Source organism: Rheinheimera fenheensis (genome assembly GCF_039871805.1).
Lineage (GTDB): Bacteria > Pseudomonadota > Gammaproteobacteria > Enterobacterales > Alteromonadaceae > Alishewanella > Alishewanella fenheensis.
In genome coordinates, this window is sequence record NZ_JBDPJM010000016.1 from 13,897 (window position 1) to 33,434 (window position 19,538).

19 protein-coding genes are annotated in these 19,538 nt (G+C 51.6%); 10 read left to right on the top strand and 9 right to left on the bottom strand.

What is annotated here, in order from left to right; genetic code table 11:
* From hemC to ABGI61_RS16315, 6 genes are all read left to right on the top strand, one after another.
* Entirely contained in the window at positions 1-930 is a 930-nt protein-coding gene (gene hemC / locus ABGI61_RS16290; RefSeq protein ID WP_347603286.1) for a hydroxymethylbilane synthase, read from the top strand.
* The gene (locus ABGI61_RS16295; protein ID WP_347603288.1) at positions 927-1,685 is read left to right on the top strand and encodes a uroporphyrinogen-III synthase; all 759 of its coding nucleotides are present in this window, start codon (positions 927-929) and stop codon (positions 1,683-1,685) included. Before hemC ends, ABGI61_RS16295 begins: the two co-directional genes overlap by 4 nt.
* Positions 1,682-2,797 carry a uroporphyrinogen-III C-methyltransferase gene (locus tag ABGI61_RS16300; RefSeq protein WP_347603291.1) on the top strand — a complete coding sequence of 372 codons (1,116 nt, stop codon included), beginning with the start codon at positions 1,682-1,684 and terminating at the stop codon, positions 2,795-2,797. The genes ABGI61_RS16295 and ABGI61_RS16300 overlap by 4 nt, the downstream gene beginning before the upstream one ends.
* A complete protein-coding gene (locus ABGI61_RS16305) occupies positions 2,794-3,876 on the top strand; it encodes a heme biosynthesis HemY N-terminal domain-containing protein (RefSeq protein WP_347603294.1) in 1,083 nt (360 codons plus the stop codon). Before ABGI61_RS16300 ends, ABGI61_RS16305 begins: the two co-directional genes overlap by 4 nt.
* 13 nt (positions 3,877-3,889) lie before the next feature.
* Entirely contained in the window at positions 3,890-4,399 is a 510-nt protein-coding gene (locus ABGI61_RS16310) for a DNA-deoxyinosine glycosylase (protein WP_347603296.1), read from the top strand.
* Positions 4,400-4,737: 338 nt separating this feature from the next.
* Positions 4,738-6,132, top strand: a complete 1,395-nt coding sequence (locus ABGI61_RS16315; RefSeq protein ID WP_347603299.1) for a Type 1 glutamine amidotransferase-like domain-containing protein — start codon at positions 4,738-4,740, stop codon at positions 6,130-6,132.
* A gap of 621 nt (positions 6,133-6,753) precedes the next feature.
* Here ABGI61_RS16315 and ABGI61_RS16320 read toward each other — a convergent pair.
* Positions 6,754-7,161, bottom strand: a complete 408-nt coding sequence (locus ABGI61_RS16320) for an acyl-CoA thioesterase (protein ID WP_347603302.1) — start codon at positions 7,159-7,161, stop codon at positions 6,754-6,756.
* Between the two features lie 162 nt (positions 7,162-7,323).
* Between ABGI61_RS16320 and ABGI61_RS16325 the strand changes: the two genes are divergently transcribed.
* Positions 7,324-8,640: a TonB family protein gene (locus ABGI61_RS16325; RefSeq protein ID WP_347603305.1), complete on the top strand. Its 1,317-nt coding sequence runs from the start codon at positions 7,324-7,326 to the stop codon at positions 8,638-8,640.
* Between the two features lie 52 nt (positions 8,641-8,692).
* Here ABGI61_RS16325 and fre read toward each other — a convergent pair whose 3' ends face one another.
* From fre to ubiD, 3 genes are read right to left on the bottom strand one after another with little or no spacing between them, the layout of a single operon-like run.
* Positions 8,693-9,400: an NAD(P)H-flavin reductase gene (gene fre, locus ABGI61_RS16330; RefSeq protein ID WP_347603308.1), complete on the bottom strand. Its 708-nt coding sequence runs from the start codon at positions 9,398-9,400 to the stop codon at positions 8,693-8,695.
* A gap of 24 nt (positions 9,401-9,424) precedes the next feature.
* Positions 9,425-9,703: a 2Fe-2S iron-sulfur cluster-binding protein gene (locus tag ABGI61_RS16335; RefSeq protein ID WP_347603311.1), complete on the bottom strand. Its 279-nt coding sequence runs from the start codon at positions 9,701-9,703 to the stop codon at positions 9,425-9,427.
* A complete protein-coding gene (gene ubiD / locus ABGI61_RS16340; RefSeq protein WP_347603338.1) occupies positions 9,700-11,190 on the bottom strand; it encodes a 4-hydroxy-3-polyprenylbenzoate decarboxylase in 1,491 nt (496 codons plus the stop codon). The genes ABGI61_RS16335 and ubiD overlap by 4 nt, the downstream gene beginning before the upstream one ends.
* A 144-nt stretch (positions 11,191-11,334) precedes the next feature.
* Between ubiD and ABGI61_RS16345 the strand changes: the two genes are divergently transcribed.
* Complete coding sequence (locus ABGI61_RS16345; protein WP_347603314.1) at positions 11,335-11,976, top strand: class II aldolase/adducin family protein; 642 nt, start codon at positions 11,335-11,337, stop codon at positions 11,974-11,976.
* A gap of 83 nt (positions 11,977-12,059) precedes the next feature.
* Positions 12,060-12,830, top strand: a complete 771-nt coding sequence (locus tag ABGI61_RS16350; protein WP_347603317.1) for an EAL domain-containing protein — start codon at positions 12,060-12,062, stop codon at positions 12,828-12,830.
* A 37-nt stretch (positions 12,831-12,867) separates the two neighbouring features.
* Here ABGI61_RS16350 and ABGI61_RS16355 read toward each other — a convergent pair whose 3' ends face one another.
* Positions 12,868-15,366 carry a TonB-dependent receptor plug domain-containing protein gene (locus ABGI61_RS16355; protein ID WP_347603320.1) on the bottom strand — a complete coding sequence of 833 codons (2,499 nt, stop codon included), beginning with the start codon at positions 15,364-15,366 and terminating at the stop codon, positions 12,868-12,870.
* Between the two features lie 188 nt (positions 15,367-15,554).
* On the opposite strand from ABGI61_RS16355, the gene ABGI61_RS16360 reads away from it, so the two are divergent.
* On the top strand, positions 15,555-16,727 hold the full coding sequence (locus ABGI61_RS16360) for a cystathionine beta-lyase (protein ID WP_347603323.1): 1,173 nt from the start codon (positions 15,555-15,557) through the stop codon (positions 16,725-16,727).
* A 63-nt stretch (positions 16,728-16,790) separates the two neighbouring features.
* Here ABGI61_RS16360 and ABGI61_RS16365 read toward each other — a convergent pair whose 3' ends face one another.
* The 4 genes from ABGI61_RS16365 to ABGI61_RS16380 all read right to left on the bottom strand — a co-directional run bounded on the left by ABGI61_RS16365 (position 16,791) and on the right by ABGI61_RS16380 (position 19,448).
* On the bottom strand, positions 16,791-16,994 hold the full coding sequence (locus ABGI61_RS16365) for a hypothetical protein (RefSeq protein WP_347603326.1): 204 nt from the start codon (positions 16,992-16,994) through the stop codon (positions 16,791-16,793).
* 144 nt (positions 16,995-17,138) lie between these two features.
* Positions 17,139-17,717, bottom strand: coding sequence for a pyridoxine/pyridoxamine 5'-phosphate oxidase (locus ABGI61_RS16370; protein WP_347603329.1), 579 nt, complete (start codon positions 17,715-17,717; stop codon positions 17,139-17,141).
* A 724-nt stretch (positions 17,718-18,441) separates the two neighbouring features.
* Entirely contained in the window at positions 18,442-18,936 is a 495-nt protein-coding gene (locus ABGI61_RS16375; RefSeq protein WP_347603332.1) for a hypothetical protein, read from the bottom strand.
* A gap of 86 nt (positions 18,937-19,022) precedes the next feature.
* Entirely contained in the window at positions 19,023-19,448 is a 426-nt protein-coding gene (locus ABGI61_RS16380; RefSeq protein WP_347603335.1) for a hypothetical protein, read from the bottom strand.
* Between the last annotated feature and the right edge of the window lie 90 nt (positions 19,449-19,538).

Consider the following 19,538-nt stretch of genomic DNA (forward strand, 5'->3'; position numbering starts at 1 on the left):
ATGACAACTGTACGTATTGCAACGCGTAAAAGCGCGCTGGCGCTGTGGCAGGCCGAGTATGTCAAAGCTGAGCTGTTGCGCCATCATCCGCAGTTACAGGTCGAGCTGGTGCCTATGTCGACCCAAGGCGATAAAATTCTCGATACACCACTGGCAAAAATTGGCGGCAAGGGTTTGTTTGTTAAAGAGTTAGAGCAAGCCATGCTGGATGGCCGTGCCGATATTGCCGTGCATAGTATGAAAGATGTGCCGGTCGAATTTCCGCCCGGGTTAATGCTGCACACCATTTGCCCGCGGGAAAGCCCGCTGGATGCCTTTGTCTCCAATCAGTTTAAATCGCTGGACGAATTGCCAAAGGGCGCCGTGGTGGGCACCTCCAGCCTGCGTCGTCAGTGTCAGTTAAAGGCGCTGCGGCCCGATTTAACCGTGCGTGACTTGCGCGGTAATGTAAACACCCGGCTGGCTAAGCTGGATAACGGCGAGTTTGCTGCCATTATTCTCGCCGCCGCAGGTCTTATCCGGCTGGGGTTTGCGCAGCGTATTGCCAGCCTGTTACCGGTAGACCTCAGCCTGCCGGCTAATGGCCAGGGTGCAGTGGGTATCGAATGTCGCAGTGATGATAAGGCTGTGCAGCAACTGTTAGCGCCACTGGAGCATGCCGGCACCCGCGCCTGCGTGCTGGCCGAGCGGGCAATGAACCGCAAACTGCAGGGCGGCTGTCAGGTGCCCATTGGCGCTTTTGCTGTGCTCGAAGCTGACACCTTATGGCTGCGCGGCCTGGTAGGCGCGGTGGATGGCAGTGAAATTATCCGTGATGAAATACGTGGGCCGGTGCAAGACGCCGAGCAACTGGGTAGCGAGCTGGCCGCGAAGTTACTGGCGCAGGGGGCCGGACGTATTTTGCAAGCGGTGTATCAGGCTGCGCCATGACGGCAGCTACTGCTATACCGCTACTGATCACCCGGCCTGCCGGCAAGGCGGATTATTTGCTAGCGGCGCTGGATGAAGCCGGTACCGGCTATTTATATCAGCCGCTGATTACCACAGCGCAGGTCAGCATTTCGCCCCGCGATGTGCAGCAGCTGCAACAGGCTGATGCCATCGTGTTTGTCAGCGTTAGCGCGGTCAGCTGTTTACAGCAACAACTGGATGGCGCGCTACTTAAAGCGCCGCTGTATGCTGTGGGCCAAACGACTGCCTCGGCGCTGCAGCGCTGGCTGGGGCGTGAGGTAAGCGTGCCGGACGATCAGCGCAGTGAAGGGTTGTTAACCTTACCCAAACTGCAGCAGGTAGCCGGTAAGCAAATAGTGGTGGTGCGCGGCAATGCCGGCCGTGAGCTGATAAAACAAGGCTTAACTGCCCGTGGCGCCAGCGTGCGCTATGTGCAAAGCTATAAACGTTTACCCTTGCCGCTGGATGGCGCTTTACTGTGCCAGCAGTGGCAGCTGGCAGGCATTCGTTGTATTGTGGCCACCAGCAACGAAATTTTACAGCAGCTGTTTACGTTGGTTGGGCCTGAACATGTGCACTGGCTGCAAAGCTGCGACTGGATCCTGGTCAGCCCGCGGATGCGCGACAGTGCGCTGACGCTGGGCATTAGTGAAGACAAGATCCGGCTGGCCGATAATGCCAACGACAGTGCCTTACTGGCTACTATCAGCCAGCAACTGAGGGAATATCAATGAGTGACACCCTGGAGCGGGCAACCGAAATGGACGCACCGCTGGAGCAGTTAAAACAGAAGATGGAAGCCGAGCCTGCCGCGCCACGCCGTGGTAGCGTCAGTGGTGCCCTAAGTTTATTGCTGGTGCTGGCATTGGGTGCCGGTGTGGGCGCCGGTGCATATTGGCTGTGGCCGCAGTGGCAGCAGTTGCAGCAGCAAAACCAGACGCTTAGCCAACAACTGCAGCAGCTTGAAACGCAACAACGTCAGCTACAGGACAGTCAGCAACAAGCGCAGCAACAATGGCTAACCGGGCAACAGCAACAGCTAAGCACACTGGAGCAACGTCTGACGCAGCAACAACAGCAGTTGCTGAACCAAACACAAAGCCAGATGCAGGCACTGCGTCAACTGGTGCAAGAGCGTGATAGTGCGCCGCCACGGCATTGGCGCCTGGCCGAAGCCGACTACCTGTTAAAGTTGGCGGCACAAAAAATCTGGTTGGAGCAGGATGCCGCTACGGCTATTGCCTTGTTGCAAAGTGCCGACGACAAACTTGCGGAGCTGGATGATGCATCCTTGTTGCCGGTACGGCAGGCCATTGCTCACGACAAGCAGCAACTGGCGGCGTTGCCGGCCACCGATCACAGCCTGTTACAGGTTAAATTGGTGCAGCTGCGCCAACTGGTAATGCAACTGCCCTTAAAGCTTCAGGCTCCAGCCGCTGCGCCACAAGCGCCCGAGGCCACTTTAGCCAACTGGCAGCAAACGCTGGCTTATCACTGGCATAACACCTGGCGCGGTTTATTTAACCCGCGTGCGGCCATGCCGGAAGACTACTTTGATTTAAACCAAAGCCAACAGCTGATGCTGCGCATCCATTTACAGCAGCAAATTCAGTTGGCGCAACAGGCCGTTACAACGCAACAACCCGAGCTTTATCGCCTGGCGCTGCAGCAGGCTGCTGATCAGGTACAGCGTTATTTCAGTGCCGATAACACCGGCGTACAGCAATTTAGCCAAAGCCTGACCGAGCTTGCCGCTGCTGATGTCAGTGCGCCTGTGCTAAGTGCCTTACAAAGCCCGGCTATGCTACAGCAGTATCAGCAGCAACTGGCAGGAGAGGACTTATGATCCGCATGCTGCTGCTTGTTGCCGTATTAGTGTTGGCAATGTGGTTTGGTCCGCTGCTGGTTAATCATGCCGGCTATGTCAAAGTGGTGGCGGGCGGCCTGGTATTTGAAACCACCCTGTTAGGCCTGGCGCTGCTTGTGCTGGCGTTGTCGGCCGCCTTGTGGTTGCTGGCATTTGTGCTGCGTAAGCTGCTAAGGCTACAGCATGTGTCGTTTAATTTTTTCCGCTGGCGCCGCCAGCGTAAAGCACAGCAAGCCTATGAGCTGGGCGTACAGGCCTATGCCAAACAGCAATGGCAGCTGGCCAGTCAGCACCTGGCCAAAGCCTGTGCCGATGATTTTATGTTACAGGAAAAACATCTGCTGGCGGCCTATGCGGCCTTTTATGCCGGCAATAGCCGCCAGGCGCAGCAGCATGTCGAGGCGCTGGCGGACGACAGCGACAGTCGCTACTTTGTGCAGGCCGATCTCATGCTGCAACAGGGCCAGGCGGCACAGGCCTGCGTGCTACTGGCCGATAAAGTCCATGCCGACACTGAAGATAAAGGCCTGGGCCAGCTGTATTTATATGCGCTGCAACAGGCCGGCCAGTGGCAACAGCTGCTGCAACTGGTGCCTGCGGCTCTTAAGCAGCATTGGTTTGATAAAGACAAATGGACGCAGCAACGCTTTAATATTTATCCGGCGGCCATTAGCCAGTTAAGCCAACAGCAGCGCTTTGACGAAACGGCCGATTACTGGCAAAACTTGCCGGCAAAAGAGCGTAAATCCACCGCCGCCAATATTGGCCGGGCCTGGGCCATGGCGCAAAGTGGCCAGCATGAAGCGGCCGAAAAGCTGCTGCTAAGCCAGTTACAACTGGCCGAGTTGCCACAGCTACTGCCTTATATCCGCCAGATCCCGCTGGGTAAGTCGGTGCTAAAACTGCGTAAGCAAGTGCAGAAGTGGCTGCATGAACACAGTAGCAATGGTTATCTGTATGCACTGCTGGCGTATCTGGCGCAGCAGGAAGGTGAGCTGGAGCAGGCCGAGCTGGCCTGGCACAAGGCGCTACAGTATGAACCGTCGCTAAAGCCCTGATGTGCTGTGCACCATGACACCTCTGCTTACCGGGCTGGCGCCAGTTGCCGGGCCCGGCGCCAGGGTGCTCATCCTCGGCAGTATGCCAGGCACGGCATCATTGGCGCAGCAACAATACTATGCCCATCCGCGCAATGCCTTTTGGCCCTTGATGGCGCAACTACTGGGCTTTTCTGCCAGCCTGCCTTATGAAGAGCGCATCAGCGCTTTGCAAACTGGCGGTGTAACATTGTGGGATGTGATTGCAAGCTGTCAACGTAGCGGCAGCCTCGACAGCGCCATTCAGCATGAACAGCTAAATGACTTCAGCGATTTTTTTGCCAGCCAGCCCGATCTCAGGCTAATTGCGTTTAATGGTGCTAAAGCCTGGCACAGTTTTAAACGCCATATACTACCGCTCAACATTCTGCCAGCCGGCGTTGCATTGCTTAGCATGCCCTCGACCAGCCCGGCGCATGCCAGCTTAAATTTTCAGCAAAAACTGCTGGAATGGCAAAAGCTTAGTGCATTTTTATCCAACTAGGGTGCGTTTTTTACGTGGACCCACTGTCGGTATTTTTTACAAATTTTCGCCGATTCGCTTGACAGAATGGCCCGCGCGGCCAATATTGGTTATTCATTAACCTGTCACAAAAGACTGTTATGGCAACATGTTTATGCAGCGCTGAATATGCTCAGCTGTGGGTCGCCCGGCCCGCTAACCTGCATGCCTGTGCCACCGATTACCACTTGTCCGAGTGGTTTGACGAGTAGATCTCCCCGCGTTAACTGATTCCCAGATTCTTTGCCCGGCATCGTGCCTGGCAAGAAAACCTGGCCGTTAGGCCATTTCCTATAACAATACAAAAGCAGGAAGTAACAATGAAAGCACTAAGTCTGTTAGGCGTAGTTGCGCTATTGCTGTGTGGCAATGCGCAGGCCTGTTTGCAACAAGAAAGCGAAAACAATAATAGCGAAAGTGGCGCTGATGGCCCGCTGTGTAGCGGCGTAGCGGTGCAGGCCGCTATTGGTAGCCGTACTGATCAGGACTGGTACGCTTTTAATACCTCAGCTACCGGTGATATCAGTATCAGTTTAAGCCATGGTAATAATGCCGATTTTGACTGGTTTTTGTACCGGGACAGTGGCAGTTATATTGCCTCGGGCCAAAGCAGCAGTAATCCGGAAAACGGCACCTATGTTGCTTCACCGGCCGGGCCGCACTTTGTTAAAGTCACCCGCTATAGTGGTACCGGCAATTACCAGTTAACGGTGAATTTTACCGGCAGCGGTAGTGGTGGCACTGAGCCGGAACCAGAACCAGAGCCGGAAAATTGCAACTACGGTGTCAGGCCTTCTAAGCCAGGCGGCTTATCAGCGACACTGCTTGGCAGCAGTAGCGATGTCTGTGTAAGTTTGACCAGCCCGGCGCTGCTACTGATGGGCGGTGGTGCCGACGTGGATGCGGCTTTTGCAAACCGTATCAAACCGCATATTAAAGGTGGCAATATTGTGGTGCTGCGCACCTCGGGTACCGCAGCCTATAACGACTACCTGCAAGGCCTGACTAATGCCGCCTCGGTAGAAACCCTGATCGTCAACACCCGTACCAAAGCCAACAGCGATTATGTTGACTGGGCTATCCGTAGTGCAGAATTTGTCTTTATTGCCGGTGGTGATCAGTCTGACTACCTGAACCAATGGCAGGGCACTAAGGTGCAGGATGCGCTGGTGCATGTGTACAACAAAGGCGGCGCGGTTGGCGGTACCTCGGCCGGTAACCATGTGCTGGGCCAGTTTATTTACGATCCGGACGGTGTATTAGGCGCCATCAGCTCAGAAGCGGTAACTGATTTCTGCCATGAAACGGTCAATATCAGCACGAACTTCCTCAATATTCCGCTACTGAGCGGCATCATTACCGACACTCACTTTAAGCAGCGTGACCGAATGGGCCGCTCGGCAGTGTTTCAGGCCAAGTTAGGTAGCACGGGCCGTGTCGTGGCGGTGTCGGAGGCTACGTCACTGTTTGTTACCGCCGATGGTAACGGTGTGGTCGATGGCAGCCATGAGGTGTATGTGCTGCGCGCTGACAGCCAGACCCAGTACCAGCAAACCAGCTGTGGTCAACCGGTGATCATCAATAACCTGCTACGTTACAAATTATTGCCCGGCCAAAGCTATAACTTGCTGAATAACGCCAGCGCAGTAAGCCCGACCCGTTTAAGCATTGACGGTCGAAGCGGCAGTTTCTATAACCCAACCAACCCTTACTAAGGGCTCCGCTCAGCCGGCGGCAAAATTAATGGCGCCGGCTGAATTTATGCTTGTTCTGCAGGTCTGATGCTGACTCAACAATAAAAGATGCAGGGACAGCGATTCTTTGTCTGGTGTTATCAGCGCATTAGATGCTTTTTGGCGGGCTTACGGCCGACCAGTCTTATCGGCTTTGCTATTGCACGCCATGCTGCTGGCGGCGCTTATAAACGCTAAATTTCCTACCAGGGTCACGCCAACACCGTCTGAAGCGGTGCCGACTTATTTGTACCAACCGCTTCCGGCCCCAACAGAACCAGCGCAACAGCCAGAGGATGAAACGAGCACTGGGCCAGAGGTTATGCCTTCTCCGTCGATAAATACGACGCCATCTGTTACAACAGCACAACAGGAAGCTGACGAGCTGGCTGACGCCACACCGGGATTGCCACATACACCAGCACAGCCAGAGCCGCCAACACCGACAGAGCCACAAGACGCCCAGCAGGCGCTCGTTTTACCGCGACAAAGCCTGGCGCAGCGTGCCCTGAACCAGGCTGGCACGGTTGCCCCTGCGGCGATGAGGAAGATAGCAGCGCCTTACTCAAGCAGGCGCTGGAAAGACACATTAAGCGTTAGCGCTTATTCCGCAATATGCTGCTCTAAGCGGGCTTTTAACTCGCCTTCAATGGCTACCGCTTTACCGCTTTTCTGATCCAAACAGACAAAGGTGACCTGTGCATCAGCGGCAACGGCATCTTTACCGGCAATACGCACTTCCTGCGTTACCACAGCGCTTTTACCACCCACTTTACTAAAGCGGGTAAACACTTCCAGCGTATCGCCCATGGTGGCGGCCACCCGGTAGTTAATATTAATGTTCACAATAACCCAGGCCAAACCATGTTTGGCAAACCACTCAATGTCACCGCTATCTTCCAGGTAGCCCCAGCGTGCTTCTTCTAAAAATTCCAGATAACGGGCGTTATTAACATGCTGGTAAATATCTAAATGGTAACCACGTACTTTTATTAAGGTTTTATGTGTCATTTTAGGCTGTTGTTGCAATTTCAGGTGCGGTGATTGTGGCATAGTTTTACTGGCCAAACCAGATTAGTGTACGGCTCTGTCCTTATACAAGTTGTAAACAAATTTGCAAAATGTCATAAATTAGGTAAAGTCATTGACGTAAAGCGATTTGAGGGTGAAAACATGAAAAGGTGGTTAGCTTTGGCATTGCTCTGTAGTAGCGCAGTACAGGCGGATATGCTGGATGCGTTAAAGGCATATGAGCAGAAAAACTATGCCGAGGCTCAGCAGCAATTTGCTGAACTACTGCCGCTGGGCAATGAGCTGGCCGCTTTTAACTTAGGGGTAATGGCTTATCAGGGCGAAGGGCAGGAGAAAGATTTAGCCAAGGCGCTGGCGTTTTTTCAGTTGGCGGCATACTTAGAGCACGAGCAAAGTGTACGGCTTGTAACGCAATTGTCTACCAAGGCAACCGATCAACAGAAACAGCAAGCCACCGATTTTTTTCAGCAGTTAAAAACGCAAGTTGTCATTACGCCGACAGATTTGACACAGCAAGCAGATGACATTGCTTTAACGCCCATCAAACGGGCTGAGCCGAAATATCCGGTCGATGCTGCCCGTAAATCACTATTCGGTTACGTCGCTGTGCGTTTTTTAATTGATGAGACGGGAGCGGTGACTGCCGTTGATACCATGGATGCTTTCCCTGAAAAGGTCTTTGAAAAAGAGACGGTAAGAGCTGTAAAAAAATGGCGTTATGAAGCCACCGGCAAAAAGCATGTGCAGCGCGTACGCATGGATTTTTCTATTGGCGGGGATATAGAGGTCGTTCAGTTTGACAAGGTGATTAGCGAGCTGGATTTATGGTCTTATGCGATTGCCGGCTCACCTTCGCACCAGTTGGTGTTAGGCACTGTGCTATCGCTAGCGCAGGTACAGGGCGAAAACCAACTGGAATTTGATGCAAATTTGCCGTTGTTATCCGAGCCGGACTACAGCATTTTTGAAAACACCAGGCAGCTTAAACCGGCATTTGACAATTTTTGGGGTGACGCTACGGTGAAGATTGATGATGCCGGCATCATTACCGAGCAGATCGCTGCCAATTTTGCACCTGAGAATGAATTGCCAACATTGGTTGGACAGCGTTTTAACGGTGACATAACTGCTGGCATGTACCGGGTTAGTCGTTATGATCGTAATTTTATGCGCAACTATCAGGTGACGCCGGTGCTCAGTGTATCAAATACGATGTCAGGCAAGTTCTGGTGGGAGCAGGCAGCCAAAAATGGCAACCTTGAGGCACAGCGCATTATGGCTGCATATGACACTCAGTGGGAAAATTATCTGCTTGGCCAGCAAGACGGCGAAGTAATGGCCTGGGCTGGCACCCGCTTAATCCTCGACGGCCAGCGTGAGCAGGGTATGCAATTGCTGGAGCAGGCGATAGCGAAAAACTATGCACCCGCCAAAGAAATGAAACAGCAGTTTATGTAACAGCGTTGTCTTTGCTGTAATAAAAAAACGCCCGTTATGGGCGTTTTTACTATCAGATATAAGCAAACGCATCGGCGAACATCTGTTCGCGGTGGGCGCCTTGCTCGATAAAGGCATTGCGTACTACACCTGCCATGGCAAAAGGGCCGGCGACATAAATATCGTAGGCTTCCAGCGAGACAAAATCGTCCAGTACCGCCTGATGCACCATACCGGTTCTGCCTTGCCATTGGCTGTCTGGCTGCTGCACAACCGGAATAAAACGGTACTTGCTGTTCTGCGCCGCCCACTTCTGCATTACGCTGGCATGATAGAGCGCGCTTTGCTCGCGTACGCCCCAGTAAACAAACACCGGCCGGTCCAGTTTAGATGCGGCGATGCTTTGCGCAATGCTGTACACGTAGGAGAAACCGGTGCCGCCGGCAACTAAAATCACCGGCCGCTCGCTGTCAGCGCGAAACTGGGCGTTACCCAGACCGATTTCGGCCTGTACCGGCTGCTGCAGCTGATGCTGTTGCAGCAAGTGCGCTAATGCCTGGCTGGCGTACTGATCATTCACACTGCCGCCAATGTGCAGCTCCAGCTGTTTAGCGCCCGGAATGCTGGCAATCGAAAACGGCCTTTTATCGCTGTCGGTTAAACACAGCTGCAAATACTGGCCGCTGCTAAAGCTGACCGGCGTAGCAGGGGTTAACAGTACCCGGTTAACGGTGGGCGTTAAGGCTTCAATGATATCTACGGTGCACAAAGTTGTTGTCATAATACTCTCAGCGTGGGCCTTAGCTTAGCCACGGATAAAAGGATGGTGCAAAACCAAATCGGTACAGGGATAGGCTAAACAACAGTAGGTAAACTGCTGTTGTTTGTCCAGTTCGGTCAGTGGCTGCGGTTCGTTATAACGCACCTCACCACTTTTTAGTTTACAGACACAGCTGGTGCACACGCCCTGGCGGCAGCGATTAGGGAAATCGATACCGCTGCGCAGCGCTGCTTCAAGCACGGTTTCACCCTCATGCACGGCAAAACTGAGCTGGGCCGGGGCTAGGGTTACCAGGTGGGTCATGGTTTGGCATCCTTGGCCGGCAGCGGTATGCCCAGACTATCCCACAGCGTATCGATACGTTGCTTTACCGCCTCGTCCATCACAATAGGCTCGCCCCATTCACGGCTGGTTTCGCCCGGCCATTTGTTGGTGGCATCCATACCCATTTTTGAGCCCAAGCCCGATACCGGCGAGGCAAAATCCAGATAATCTATCGGCGTATTGTCGATTAAGGTGGTATCACGCGCCGGATCCATCCGGGTGGTAATGGCCCAAATTACATCCTGCCAGTCGCGGGCGTTAATATCGTCATCGCAGACAATGACAAACTTGGTGTACATAAACTGGCGCAGAAAAGACCACACGCCCATCATCACCCGCTTAGCATGGCCGGGGTACTGCTTTTTCATCGTTACCACCGCTAAGCGGTACGAGCAACCCTCCGGCGGCAGGTAAAAGTCAGTAATTTCCGGAAACTGCTTTTGCAAAATCGGCACAAACACTTCGTTTAACGCCACGCCTAAAATGGCCGGCTCATCTGGCGGCCGGCCGGTGTAGGTGCTGTGGTAAATCGGATCTTTGCGCATGGTAATGTGCGTGACGGTAAATACCGGGAAGTTATCCACTTCGTTGTAATAACCGGTATGATCGCCGTACGGGCCTTCCGGTGCCATTTCGCCCGGCGCGATATAGCCCTCCAGCACAATTTCGGCACTGGCCGGCACCTGCAAATTATTGCTAATACACTTGACCACTTCAGTGTTATCGCCGCGCAGCAAACCGGCAAAGCCGTATTCCGACAAGGTATCCGGCACCGGCGTTACCGCGCCTAAAATAGTCGCCGGATCAGCGCCCAGCGCTACTGATACCGGGTAGTTTTGCCCCGGGTTGGCTTTTTGAAACTCAAAAAAGTCCAGTGCACCGCCACGGTGTGACAACCAGCGCATAATCAGTTTGTTTTTGCCCAGCACCTGCTGGCGGTAAATGCCTAAATTCTGCCGCTCTTTATGCGGGCCCTTGGTTACCGTTAAGCCCCAGGTGATCAGTGGCGCGGCATCACCTGGCCAGCAGGTCATGACCGGCAGCCGGGTTAAATCCACGTCATCACCGCTTAGTACAATTTCCTGACAGGCGGCTTTTTTCACCTGCTTTACCGACATATTCAGCACCTGCTTAAAAATAGGCAGCTTGCTAAAGGCATCTTTTAAACCTTTTGGTGGCTCTGGCTCTTTTAAAAACGCCAGTAACTTGCCCACTTCGCGCAGTGCACCTACGTCTTCCTGGCCCATACCCAGCGCCACCCGCTGCGGTGTGCCAAACAGGTTGGCCAGTACCGGCATGCTGTGGCCTGTCACATTTTCAAATAGCAGGGCAGGGCCGCCGGCGCGCAGGGTGCGGTCAGCAATTTCGGTGATTTCCAGCACCGGGTTTACTTCGGTTTTAACCCGCACCAGTTCGCCACGCTGCTCCAGCTGAGCAATAAAATCGCGTAAGTCTTTATATTTCATACTCGCCATCAGGCCCCTGTCGTGAATGCCGGCTATTATACAGCTCTGTGCCGGCCATGCCAGTTTTAGCCTGCTAAGCGGCTGGGGCTGGTGGGTACGGCGTTTTATAATAACCGGGTGTAAAACAAAACAGCGGCTTATACGATGGCAGAGCAAGAAGGGGTCATAAAATTTCAGCTGCAGTATCAGCAGCAGGCGGCACTAATCGCAGAGGATGTGGCAGAGCTAAATTGCTGGCGCACTGTTATGCTGCAGCTGGGTATGCTGGGTCAAACGCCTACGCGCTATGACAACTATGGTTTTGGCAATATCAGCCAGCGTTATGGCAGTGGCAATCAGTTTATTATCAGTGGCAGCCAAACCGGTGGCATTGCCAATATGACCGCTGCCGATTACGCGCTGGTCACCCAGTGTCAGCCAGCACAAAACCGTATCGAGGCAATTGGTGAAACCAAGCCGTCATCCGAGGCAATGACGCACGGCCAGCTGTACCAGCTAAGCGGCGATATTCACTTTGTCATTCATGCGCATTGTCCGGCCATTTGGCAGCAGGCCGTAGCGCTTGGCCTGGCGCAAACCGGCGCTGACGTGCCCTATGGTACTGTGGCGATGACCGAAGAAGTGGCGCGGCTGTTTCGTGATACCGCCGTGCTGGAGCAGGGCATTTTTACCATGGCCGGCCATGAAGATGGTGTCGTGGCCTTTGGTGTAACGGCCGCCGCTGCAGCGCAGCGGTTAATAAGCTGTTATGCCAGTGCACTTAAGCGCGGCGGCCGGCTAAATTAACGCAATAAGCTGATAAAAACTGGCAACTTAGGCGCAGGAGCGCTAAAGTCGATGCAGTGTTTGTTTAACTCAGCTTTTCCGGTATGCCATTTCCCGACAGTATCAAGCAACAAACCTGCAGTGATTGTTTAAGCGGTAAAGATTTAGGCTTTCAAATCCGCATGGCGTTTCAGCCCATTATCGATTGGCAGAGCAAAAGCATTTTTGCTTACGAGGCGCTGGTACGTGGGCCACAAGGCGAGGGCGCGGGTTGGGTGTTTTCACATATTAACGAAACCAACAAATACTACTTTGATCAGGCGTGCCGGGTTAAAGCCATAGAAACTGCAGCCAAGCTGGGCTGCAAGGCGTTTTTAAACATCAACTTTTTACCCAATGCGGTGTACAACCCGGAAACCTGCATTAAAGCCACCATCGAAGCTGCTGATCTGTATGGTTTTGATATGACCAAGCTGATTTTTGAAGTGACCGAAGGTGAACAAATTCCGGATAAAGACCACTTAAACCGTATTTTCAGAAGTTATTCCAAACGTGGCTTTCAAACCGCCATTGACGATTACGGCTCTGGTTATGCCACTCTTGATTGGTTAATGGAGTTAAGGCCCGATATTTTGAAATTAGACATGCAGCTTATACGCAACATAGATCAGCACCCGGCGAAGCAGTTTATTGTTGAACAAACTATCGCCCAATGTGAGTTACAGGGCACCAAAGTGCTGGCCGAGGGTATTGAGAGCAAAGCCGAGCTGGAGTATTTAAGCTCGGCGGGTATCCGCTATTTTCAGGGTTATTATTTTGCCAAGCCACAATTGGAGTATTTGGCAGCACCTGACGAGTTGACAGTATTACAGTAAAAAGGCGCCATTTGGCGCCTTTTACTTTAGGCTGTCATCAGAAGTTATAACTGACTTTACCGTACACCAACCGGCCTGAACGGCCAAAGGGCGAATAGTTCGAGAACGACGTATTACCGGTGCCATTTAGCGCTACCGGGAACGCATCGGGGTACTGATCAAACACGTTATCCATCCCTACGGCTAAGCGCCAGTTGTCGGTAATGTCGATACGGCCTTCAATATCCACCAGCGTTTTCGCGCTCAGGGTAAAGTCACGCTCGGCTGAGGTGCCAGGGGTTAACACTTCACCGTAACGCGTGGCTCGCAGCGTTACACCCAGGTTTTCCCTGTTCCAGTTAACAATGGCGCCGAGTTTGTTCTTCGGTGTCCCTTCTTCAAAGGTCAGCACATTAATGCGGCCAAACAGCTCAGGTGCCGGGTCTAATGCCGCCAGCTCGGCCGTTTGCGGCACTGCGGTAACATCGGTTGAGTTAACGTTTGCTACCAGTGTTAAATCGAAGTCACCGCTATCTACCGTAGGCAGGTTCCAGTTCACCACCACATCAACACCTGTGGTTTCGGTGTCTACACCGTTAATAAAGAAGCGGCCACCGCCAATACCCACAAAGCCCTGATCAGACAAATATTCCCGTACATTGGCCGCGGTCAGGTTTTCTGACAGCACAATACGGTCATCAATGTCGATGCGGTAACCGTCTATGGTAATAGACACATCGCCCAGTCGCAGCACAGTACCAATGGAGAAGTTGGTCGACTCCTCAGCATCCAGCGGTTTTGCCCCCAACGCCACCGCGACCGGATCGTTAACCGGGAAGGTGGTGATATCAAAGGGCACGCCATTGATAAAGTTGGTTGAGGTGCTGGTAAAGAACTGCTGCTGTAGCGAAGGCGCCCTAAAGCCATTTTGCACCGAGCCACGCAACGCAAAACTGTCACTGATATCGTAGCGCAGCGCCAGCTTGCCGGTAAGGTTACTGCCAAAGTCGGAATAATCTTCTGCCCGCACAGCAACCGAGCCCAACACCTGATCAGTCAGGTTGGCTTCTAAATCGATAAATACCCCCACGGCAGTTCGATGTTCATCAACCTGATTCGCCGGGCGAAAGCCAGGAAACACCTGAGCACCACTTTGGGTTGGGTTACCATTGGGCAGCAACACACCGCCGTTGCGGTACGAGTCAGGCTCACCAGCAAAAATGCTGTAATTCTCGCGGCGCCACTCAGCACCCATGGCAATATTCACCGGCGATGCCAATGCCGCCACATCAAAAGACGTTACCGCCGAAAAGTTACCCACCAGCTGGTCGTAATTAAAGCCACCGGCATCAAACTCGGTTTTACTGGCCGGGCCAATAGAGCGGTTAACGGTGTTTTCAATGGTAAATTCCATCTGGTTAAAACCGTATACCAAAGAGGCATCAAAGCTCCAGTCACCGCTGTCCCATTCATAGCCAATGGCCGAGCTGGTATCGGTTACATCGGGTGCAATAATCGGCAAGAAGCCATCCGGGTGCACTTCTATAACATTGCGGTCATCCAGCGCCCGGCGATAAAAGCCACCTGATTTAGCAGCCCTGTCCTGATAGCTGATCCAGCTGTAAAACTTGCCCGGGCCTATATCAATACCGGCATTAACGAACAGTGTTAACTGTTCAAGTTGCGGCTCGCCATACCAGGCATTAAAACGGTTAATCTCCTGCTCGCGTGGGTCAAATTCACCGTTTACCAGCGGATACTGCTGGCGAAAATCCCAGCCACCGCGCTCGGTACGCTCAGCATCTTTATACTCGGCAGATACGGTGACATAGCCCTGACCGGCCAGATCAAAGCCTTTCCAGCCGGAAAAGGTGAGTGTCTCGCCGTCAGAGACTGAGCGTGAAATGGGGTTGGGCGCACGCCAGGTTGCCCCTTCCGGCGGCGTGCCGGTGGGTGTGCTGTAGTTGGTATCGCGGTAACCATAAGAAACCGTAACATTACCGCCTTCACTGGCCTCGCGCAGCCGCACGTTTAACACGCCGGCAATCGCATCCGAGCCATATTGCGCCGACGCACCATCGCGCAGCACTTCAACGGCGCTGATGGCGGCAGTAGGTATGGTGTTTAAATCTACCGCCGAAGCGCCACGGCCCACCGTGCCGTTAACATTAACTAATGAAGCGGCATGGCGGCGTTTTGAGTTTACCAGCACCAGTGACTGATCGGGCGACAGGCCACGCAAGGTTGCGGGCCGTATCGTGTCGGTACCATCAGCCAGGCCAGGCCGTGGAAAGTTAAACGACGGCAGCGCCACCGACAGCGCCTGGTTAAGTTCAGTATTACCGGCGCGCTCTAACGCATCAGCACCGACAATATCAATGGGTACGGCGGTGTCTGACACCGAGCGGCCCGCTACCCGGGTACCGGTTACCACAATTTGTTCAATTCTTTGCTCTTCACTGGCCTCACTGGCGGCTGCTTGCTGCGCCCAGGCATAAGGAGCGCCAAACGCGGTTGCCAGCGCTAAGGTCAGTGCAGCGGGTTTAAAGTTGCGCATCGTGTTCTCCATCTTTTTTATTACCCTGGATATCGTTATGGTGAACCACTCTCAGCCGGTGCATTGGCGGCTGACGACAGAATGATGTTATAAACTGTAGCTCATGCTAGCCATTTTGTTATAGCATGGCCGTCTAGATGTCTTATATGCGACCTTAGTCGCCTTAGTTCAGCCAATAGGATAAAAAAATGAAGCGCGACACCAAGCTGATCCATGCCGGCCGGGCAAAACAGTACACTGGCAAGGTGGTTAACCCGCCGCTGGTAAGGGCCTCGACGATCGTGTTTGACAGCTTTGCTGAACTTAAACACGCCACCCTTAACCGTGGTAACCGGGTGCCGTTTTATGGCCGGCGTGGTACCGACACCCATTTTGCCTTGCAGGAGGCAATCTGCGAGCTGGAAGGCGGTGCCGGCTGTGCGTTATACCCGTGCGGTGCAGCCGCTATCAGTGGTGCTTTACTGGCGTTTTTACAAAGTGGCGACCATCTGTTAATGGTCGACAGCGCCTACGAACCCACCCGCGCACTGTGCGACAAACTTTTGGCTGGTTTGGGCATTGAAACCAGCTATTACGATCCGCACATCGGCGCTGCCATTGCCGGTTTAATTAAGCCCAATACCAAAGTCATTTTTCTTGAATCGCCAGGTTCGTTAACCTTTGAAATGCAAGATATTCCGGCCATAACGGCGGTAGCCAAACAACACAACATTGTCACTATTTTAGATAACACCTGGGCCTCGCCCATTTTGTGCCAGCCTTTTACGTTGGGGGTAGATGTGTCGGTGCAGTCGGCCACCAAATACATTGTTGGCCACTCTGATGTCATGCTGGGCACTGCCAGCGCCAACGCAACACACTGGCCACAGTTACGAGAACACAGCTATTTACTCGGTTACTGCGCCTCGGCAGATGATGCCTACACCGCTCTGCGCGGCCTGCGTACCCTGGCGGTACGGTTAAAGCAGCACCAGCAAAGTGCACTTAGCGTAGCCAACTGGTTGACGAAACGGCCTGAGGTAGAAACCGTATTGCACCCGGCGCTACCTAGTCACCCCGGCCACGCCATTTTTAAACGTGACTTTTCCGGCAGTAATGGCCTGTTTTCCTTTGTGTTAAAGCAAGGCAGTCAGCAACAGGTAGAAGCCTTTATCGAGGGCATGACCCATTTTAAAATGGGTTTTTCCTGGGGTGGCTATGAAAGCTTAATTACCGCTACCATGAAACTGCAAAACCTGCGCAGCGCAACAACCTGGCGCTACAGCGGGCCGTTAATCCGTCTGCATATCGGCCTGGAAGATATAGAAGATTTACTTGCCGATTTAGACGCGGCTTTTGCGCGGTTTCATCAGGCGGGCTAGGCTTGCCGTGCGGGGCTGACAGCACAACCCTGTCAGCATCCTCGGTTAACAATGCTTGCCGTGTTACACCTTGCCCAGCTTGGGTACACCGATATAGTAAGCCATTGCAAGAAAGTTTAAACCGGGAATAAGCCCCAGAATCACTGCAATAGACAGGTTTCTGCCCTTGTCTTTCGCCAGTAAAAAACACACAACAGAAATACCAATACTGAAAATGACATAAAAGAACAGGCCCGCATGCACTGAGCCATCTCTTAAAAACCCCATGTTACAAACTCCGTTGTCAGTTAGACGAGTTATTTGCTGGCATTACCAGGTGATCCATTTACATACTTCCTTTTTACTTAACGCCTTGCAACCGTGCGAACATGTGAGCGCCGCCGGCCCCAAATGCCGCATACGGTTATACTTTTACGGCTGAAGTAGTTGTTTAATCCAGCCATTTCTTTTGAACTCAAATAACTCTCTGAGGTGTAGTCGGCTTTGCCGGAATGTAAGAAATTCAATTGAAATAGGCTTAATACAATAACCACCCCAATTATTTGGTCTGGGAACGGGCCGGTCAGCAAAGTGTGTTGATGCTGCCTCAAGCCGGGTGACCAAATCGTTTTCTGAATTTAATGTTTCACTTTGTTTAAAAGCCGTTGTGATTATCTGTGCACTTCTGCTTCTCGCTTGCCAAAAGCAATCAGCCTCAGTATCAGGTATCACTTGAGCAAAACCAACAACTCGGATTTGGTAACCAACATGATCCCACCAGATTGTCATTGCAGTCTTTGGTTCACGCTTAATATGCTTGCCTTTGGCCGAATCAAAATAAGTGCAAAAAATAAAGCCTGAATCACTGACCGACTTTAAATCGACAAACCTGCCTGCAGGAAAACCATTCTCATCAATTGTGGAAACACAAACAGCACTTTGTTGCTGCAATTGGCTATTAGCTAACGCTTCCTGCCACCAACTTTCAAATTTACTTATCGGGTTGTCCATACGCCTCGATCTCATTTAAGCATAACGCTGCAAGCAGCCGCGAGCACTCGCAAGTCCGGTGGAGGCCTCGCTTGTTGTAGCCTCAGCGAAATTAAGCAACGTGTTATATGCCTAATTTGCTTTGTAAAAAGCTATTGCAGCAATAACCAACAACAAAACAACGGCTCCTGTACCACTGCACAACATGTCGTTATCCCGATTTGGTTTGGGATATTTGCCGAAGGTAACGACCTTCAGCGTAACGTAACCGACAAAATAAAGAAAAAACTCAATAAATAGGTCGATGATTATCCATTTTACGATTCGCAAAAATCCTCTTCACGCGACCTCGACTATTTCATCCATGGTTGAACAATCCCTGTAGGCAATGTTCTTACCCATAAACGGCGACAGAGGACTAAAAGTACTTCAATATTAAAAATGTTTCACACTCGATCTTTTGATTACAATTTATCCATTCATCGTAGACTTTCACGGCCTCAACAGCATTTAGCCTCCCAAGGTTCTGACTAAATCGACTGATAAACGCATTGGCGAATGATTCACTGAAACCTTCTTTTATCAATTCGCCTTGCAAATGATTCCAAGCTCCTCCATGGGCTGCATATACCTCAATTTTTTCTCTGGTTTTCAACGTTGCACCTTGTAGTTATAACGCCCGCCACAAACGCGAGCAACGTGTTGCGAGTCGAGCGCCCAAAGGGCGCGCTTTTGATGGCGCTTGTTATACAACTTTAACACCATGCTCTCCGATAAAATCTTGCAAGACGTCTTTTTTAATCTTTGCAAGAAAAGCAAACTCTCTGAAGTTTGTACCTACGTTTGATTTGAAATCAATAAGAGTGCCAATTGGTCCTAGATTATAAGGTCTAATTTCAGCTAGAGATGACAGTGCTAGGTGATCAGGAAAAAAGCCATAGCTATAAAGTGTCAGGTTTTCTTTGGAAAGAACAAAAACAGGCATAGTTAAAGCTTTAATAGTTAGCAGCCAAAGTAAGCATCCTACCGATGAGAGCAATAATACTGTCAACGAAGGTTCGATATTTAATATAGACAGCAGGAAATATTCCTTTTCGGCTCCCCATCGATTGCCACGTGCATCAATAAAAAAAGCAAAAGCATACACTCCGAAAGGAACGGCAGGAACTAACCAAATATGCAGAAAAATAGATTTAAAGAGTGAAATCTTTTCAGTCTGTCCATTTCGCCAGATTTTCACAATTCTTCCTTAAGTTGTATAACGCCGCAATAAGCGGTAAGTAACAGTTTGCTAAAATGTGAAGCGAAGCGGAACCGAGCAAACTGTCACGAATCCGGCTTTATTGCCTTGTTAGGGCTGATTTCTCGTAATTTATTTAAGTAATCTTGGAAAAAGCTTATTTTGGGCAATATAACTTCTGTCCCGCCACATACACCAGTTGTCCAGTTATCTTCGGTGGTGAATATCACATAGTGATAGCCAAGCATATAGCTATTGCCTCTACACGATCCATCATCTAATCGGGAAAAGACGACTGTCGTTTTTTCTCCTATTAATGTTTCAGGATTAACCACTGAAACTTTTTGGAACTCATTGCCGTTATCGTCAATGAGTATTTCTAACCCAATAACCCGGCCATAATTTATGTTAGTAGCTTGAGCAAAATACTCGGAAGGCTCAGCTTTTTTACAACTACAGGCCATAGCCTCATTTGTAACGAACAATAAAATCAAGGCAAAAAATTTATACATCGGCTCCTCCATGAGCCTGTTCTTACCCATAAAAAGTAGACACTCGGTTATGCGCATTTGCGCTCAAACTCAGCCGGGCTGACATAGCCA

Bases quoted from the DNA above. Each gene is read 5' to 3' on its own strand.
- hemC (WP_347603286.1), top strand. From the start codon at position 1: ATGACAACTGTACGTATTGCAACGCGTAAAAGCGCGCTGGCGCTGTGG.
- ABGI61_RS16295 (WP_347603288.1), top strand. From the start codon at position 927: ATGACGGCAGCTACTGCTATACCGCTACTGATCACCCGGCCTGCCGGC.
- ABGI61_RS16300 (WP_347603291.1), top strand. From the start codon at position 1,682: ATGAGTGACACCCTGGAGCGGGCAACCGAAATGGACGCACCGCTGGAG.
- ABGI61_RS16305 (WP_347603294.1), top strand. From the start codon at position 2,794: ATGATCCGCATGCTGCTGCTTGTTGCCGTATTAGTGTTGGCAATGTGG.
- ABGI61_RS16310 (WP_347603296.1), top strand. From the start codon at position 3,890: ATGACACCTCTGCTTACCGGGCTGGCGCCAGTTGCCGGGCCCGGCGCC.
- ABGI61_RS16315 (WP_347603299.1), top strand. From the start codon at position 4,738: ATGAAAGCACTAAGTCTGTTAGGCGTAGTTGCGCTATTGCTGTGTGGC.
- ABGI61_RS16320 (WP_347603302.1), bottom strand. From the start codon at position 7,161: ATGACACATAAAACCTTAATAAAAGTACGTGGTTACCATTTAGATATT.
- ABGI61_RS16325 (WP_347603305.1), top strand. From the start codon at position 7,324: ATGAAAAGGTGGTTAGCTTTGGCATTGCTCTGTAGTAGCGCAGTACAG.
- fre (WP_347603308.1), bottom strand. From the start codon at position 9,400: ATGACAACAACTTTGTGCACCGTAGATATCATTGAAGCCTTAACGCCC.
- ABGI61_RS16335 (WP_347603311.1), bottom strand. From the start codon at position 9,703: ATGACCCACCTGGTAACCCTAGCCCCGGCCCAGCTCAGTTTTGCCGTG.
- ubiD (WP_347603338.1), bottom strand. From the start codon at position 11,190: ATGAAATATAAAGACTTACGCGATTTTATTGCTCAGCTGGAGCAGCGT.
- ABGI61_RS16345 (WP_347603314.1), top strand. From the start codon at position 11,335: ATGGCAGAGCAAGAAGGGGTCATAAAATTTCAGCTGCAGTATCAGCAG.
- ABGI61_RS16350 (WP_347603317.1), top strand. From the start codon at position 12,060: ATGCCATTTCCCGACAGTATCAAGCAACAAACCTGCAGTGATTGTTTA.
- ABGI61_RS16355 (WP_347603320.1), bottom strand. From the start codon at position 15,366: ATGCGCAACTTTAAACCCGCTGCACTGACCTTAGCGCTGGCAACCGCG.
- ABGI61_RS16360 (WP_347603323.1), top strand. From the start codon at position 15,555: ATGAAGCGCGACACCAAGCTGATCCATGCCGGCCGGGCAAAACAGTAC.
- ABGI61_RS16365 (WP_347603326.1), bottom strand. From the start codon at position 16,994: ATGGGGTTTTTAAGAGATGGCTCAGTGCATGCGGGCCTGTTCTTTTAT.
- ABGI61_RS16370 (WP_347603329.1), bottom strand. From the start codon at position 17,717: ATGGACAACCCGATAAGTAAATTTGAAAGTTGGTGGCAGGAAGCGTTA.
- ABGI61_RS16380 (WP_347603335.1), bottom strand. From the start codon at position 19,448: ATGTATAAATTTTTTGCCTTGATTTTATTGTTCGTTACAAATGAGGCT.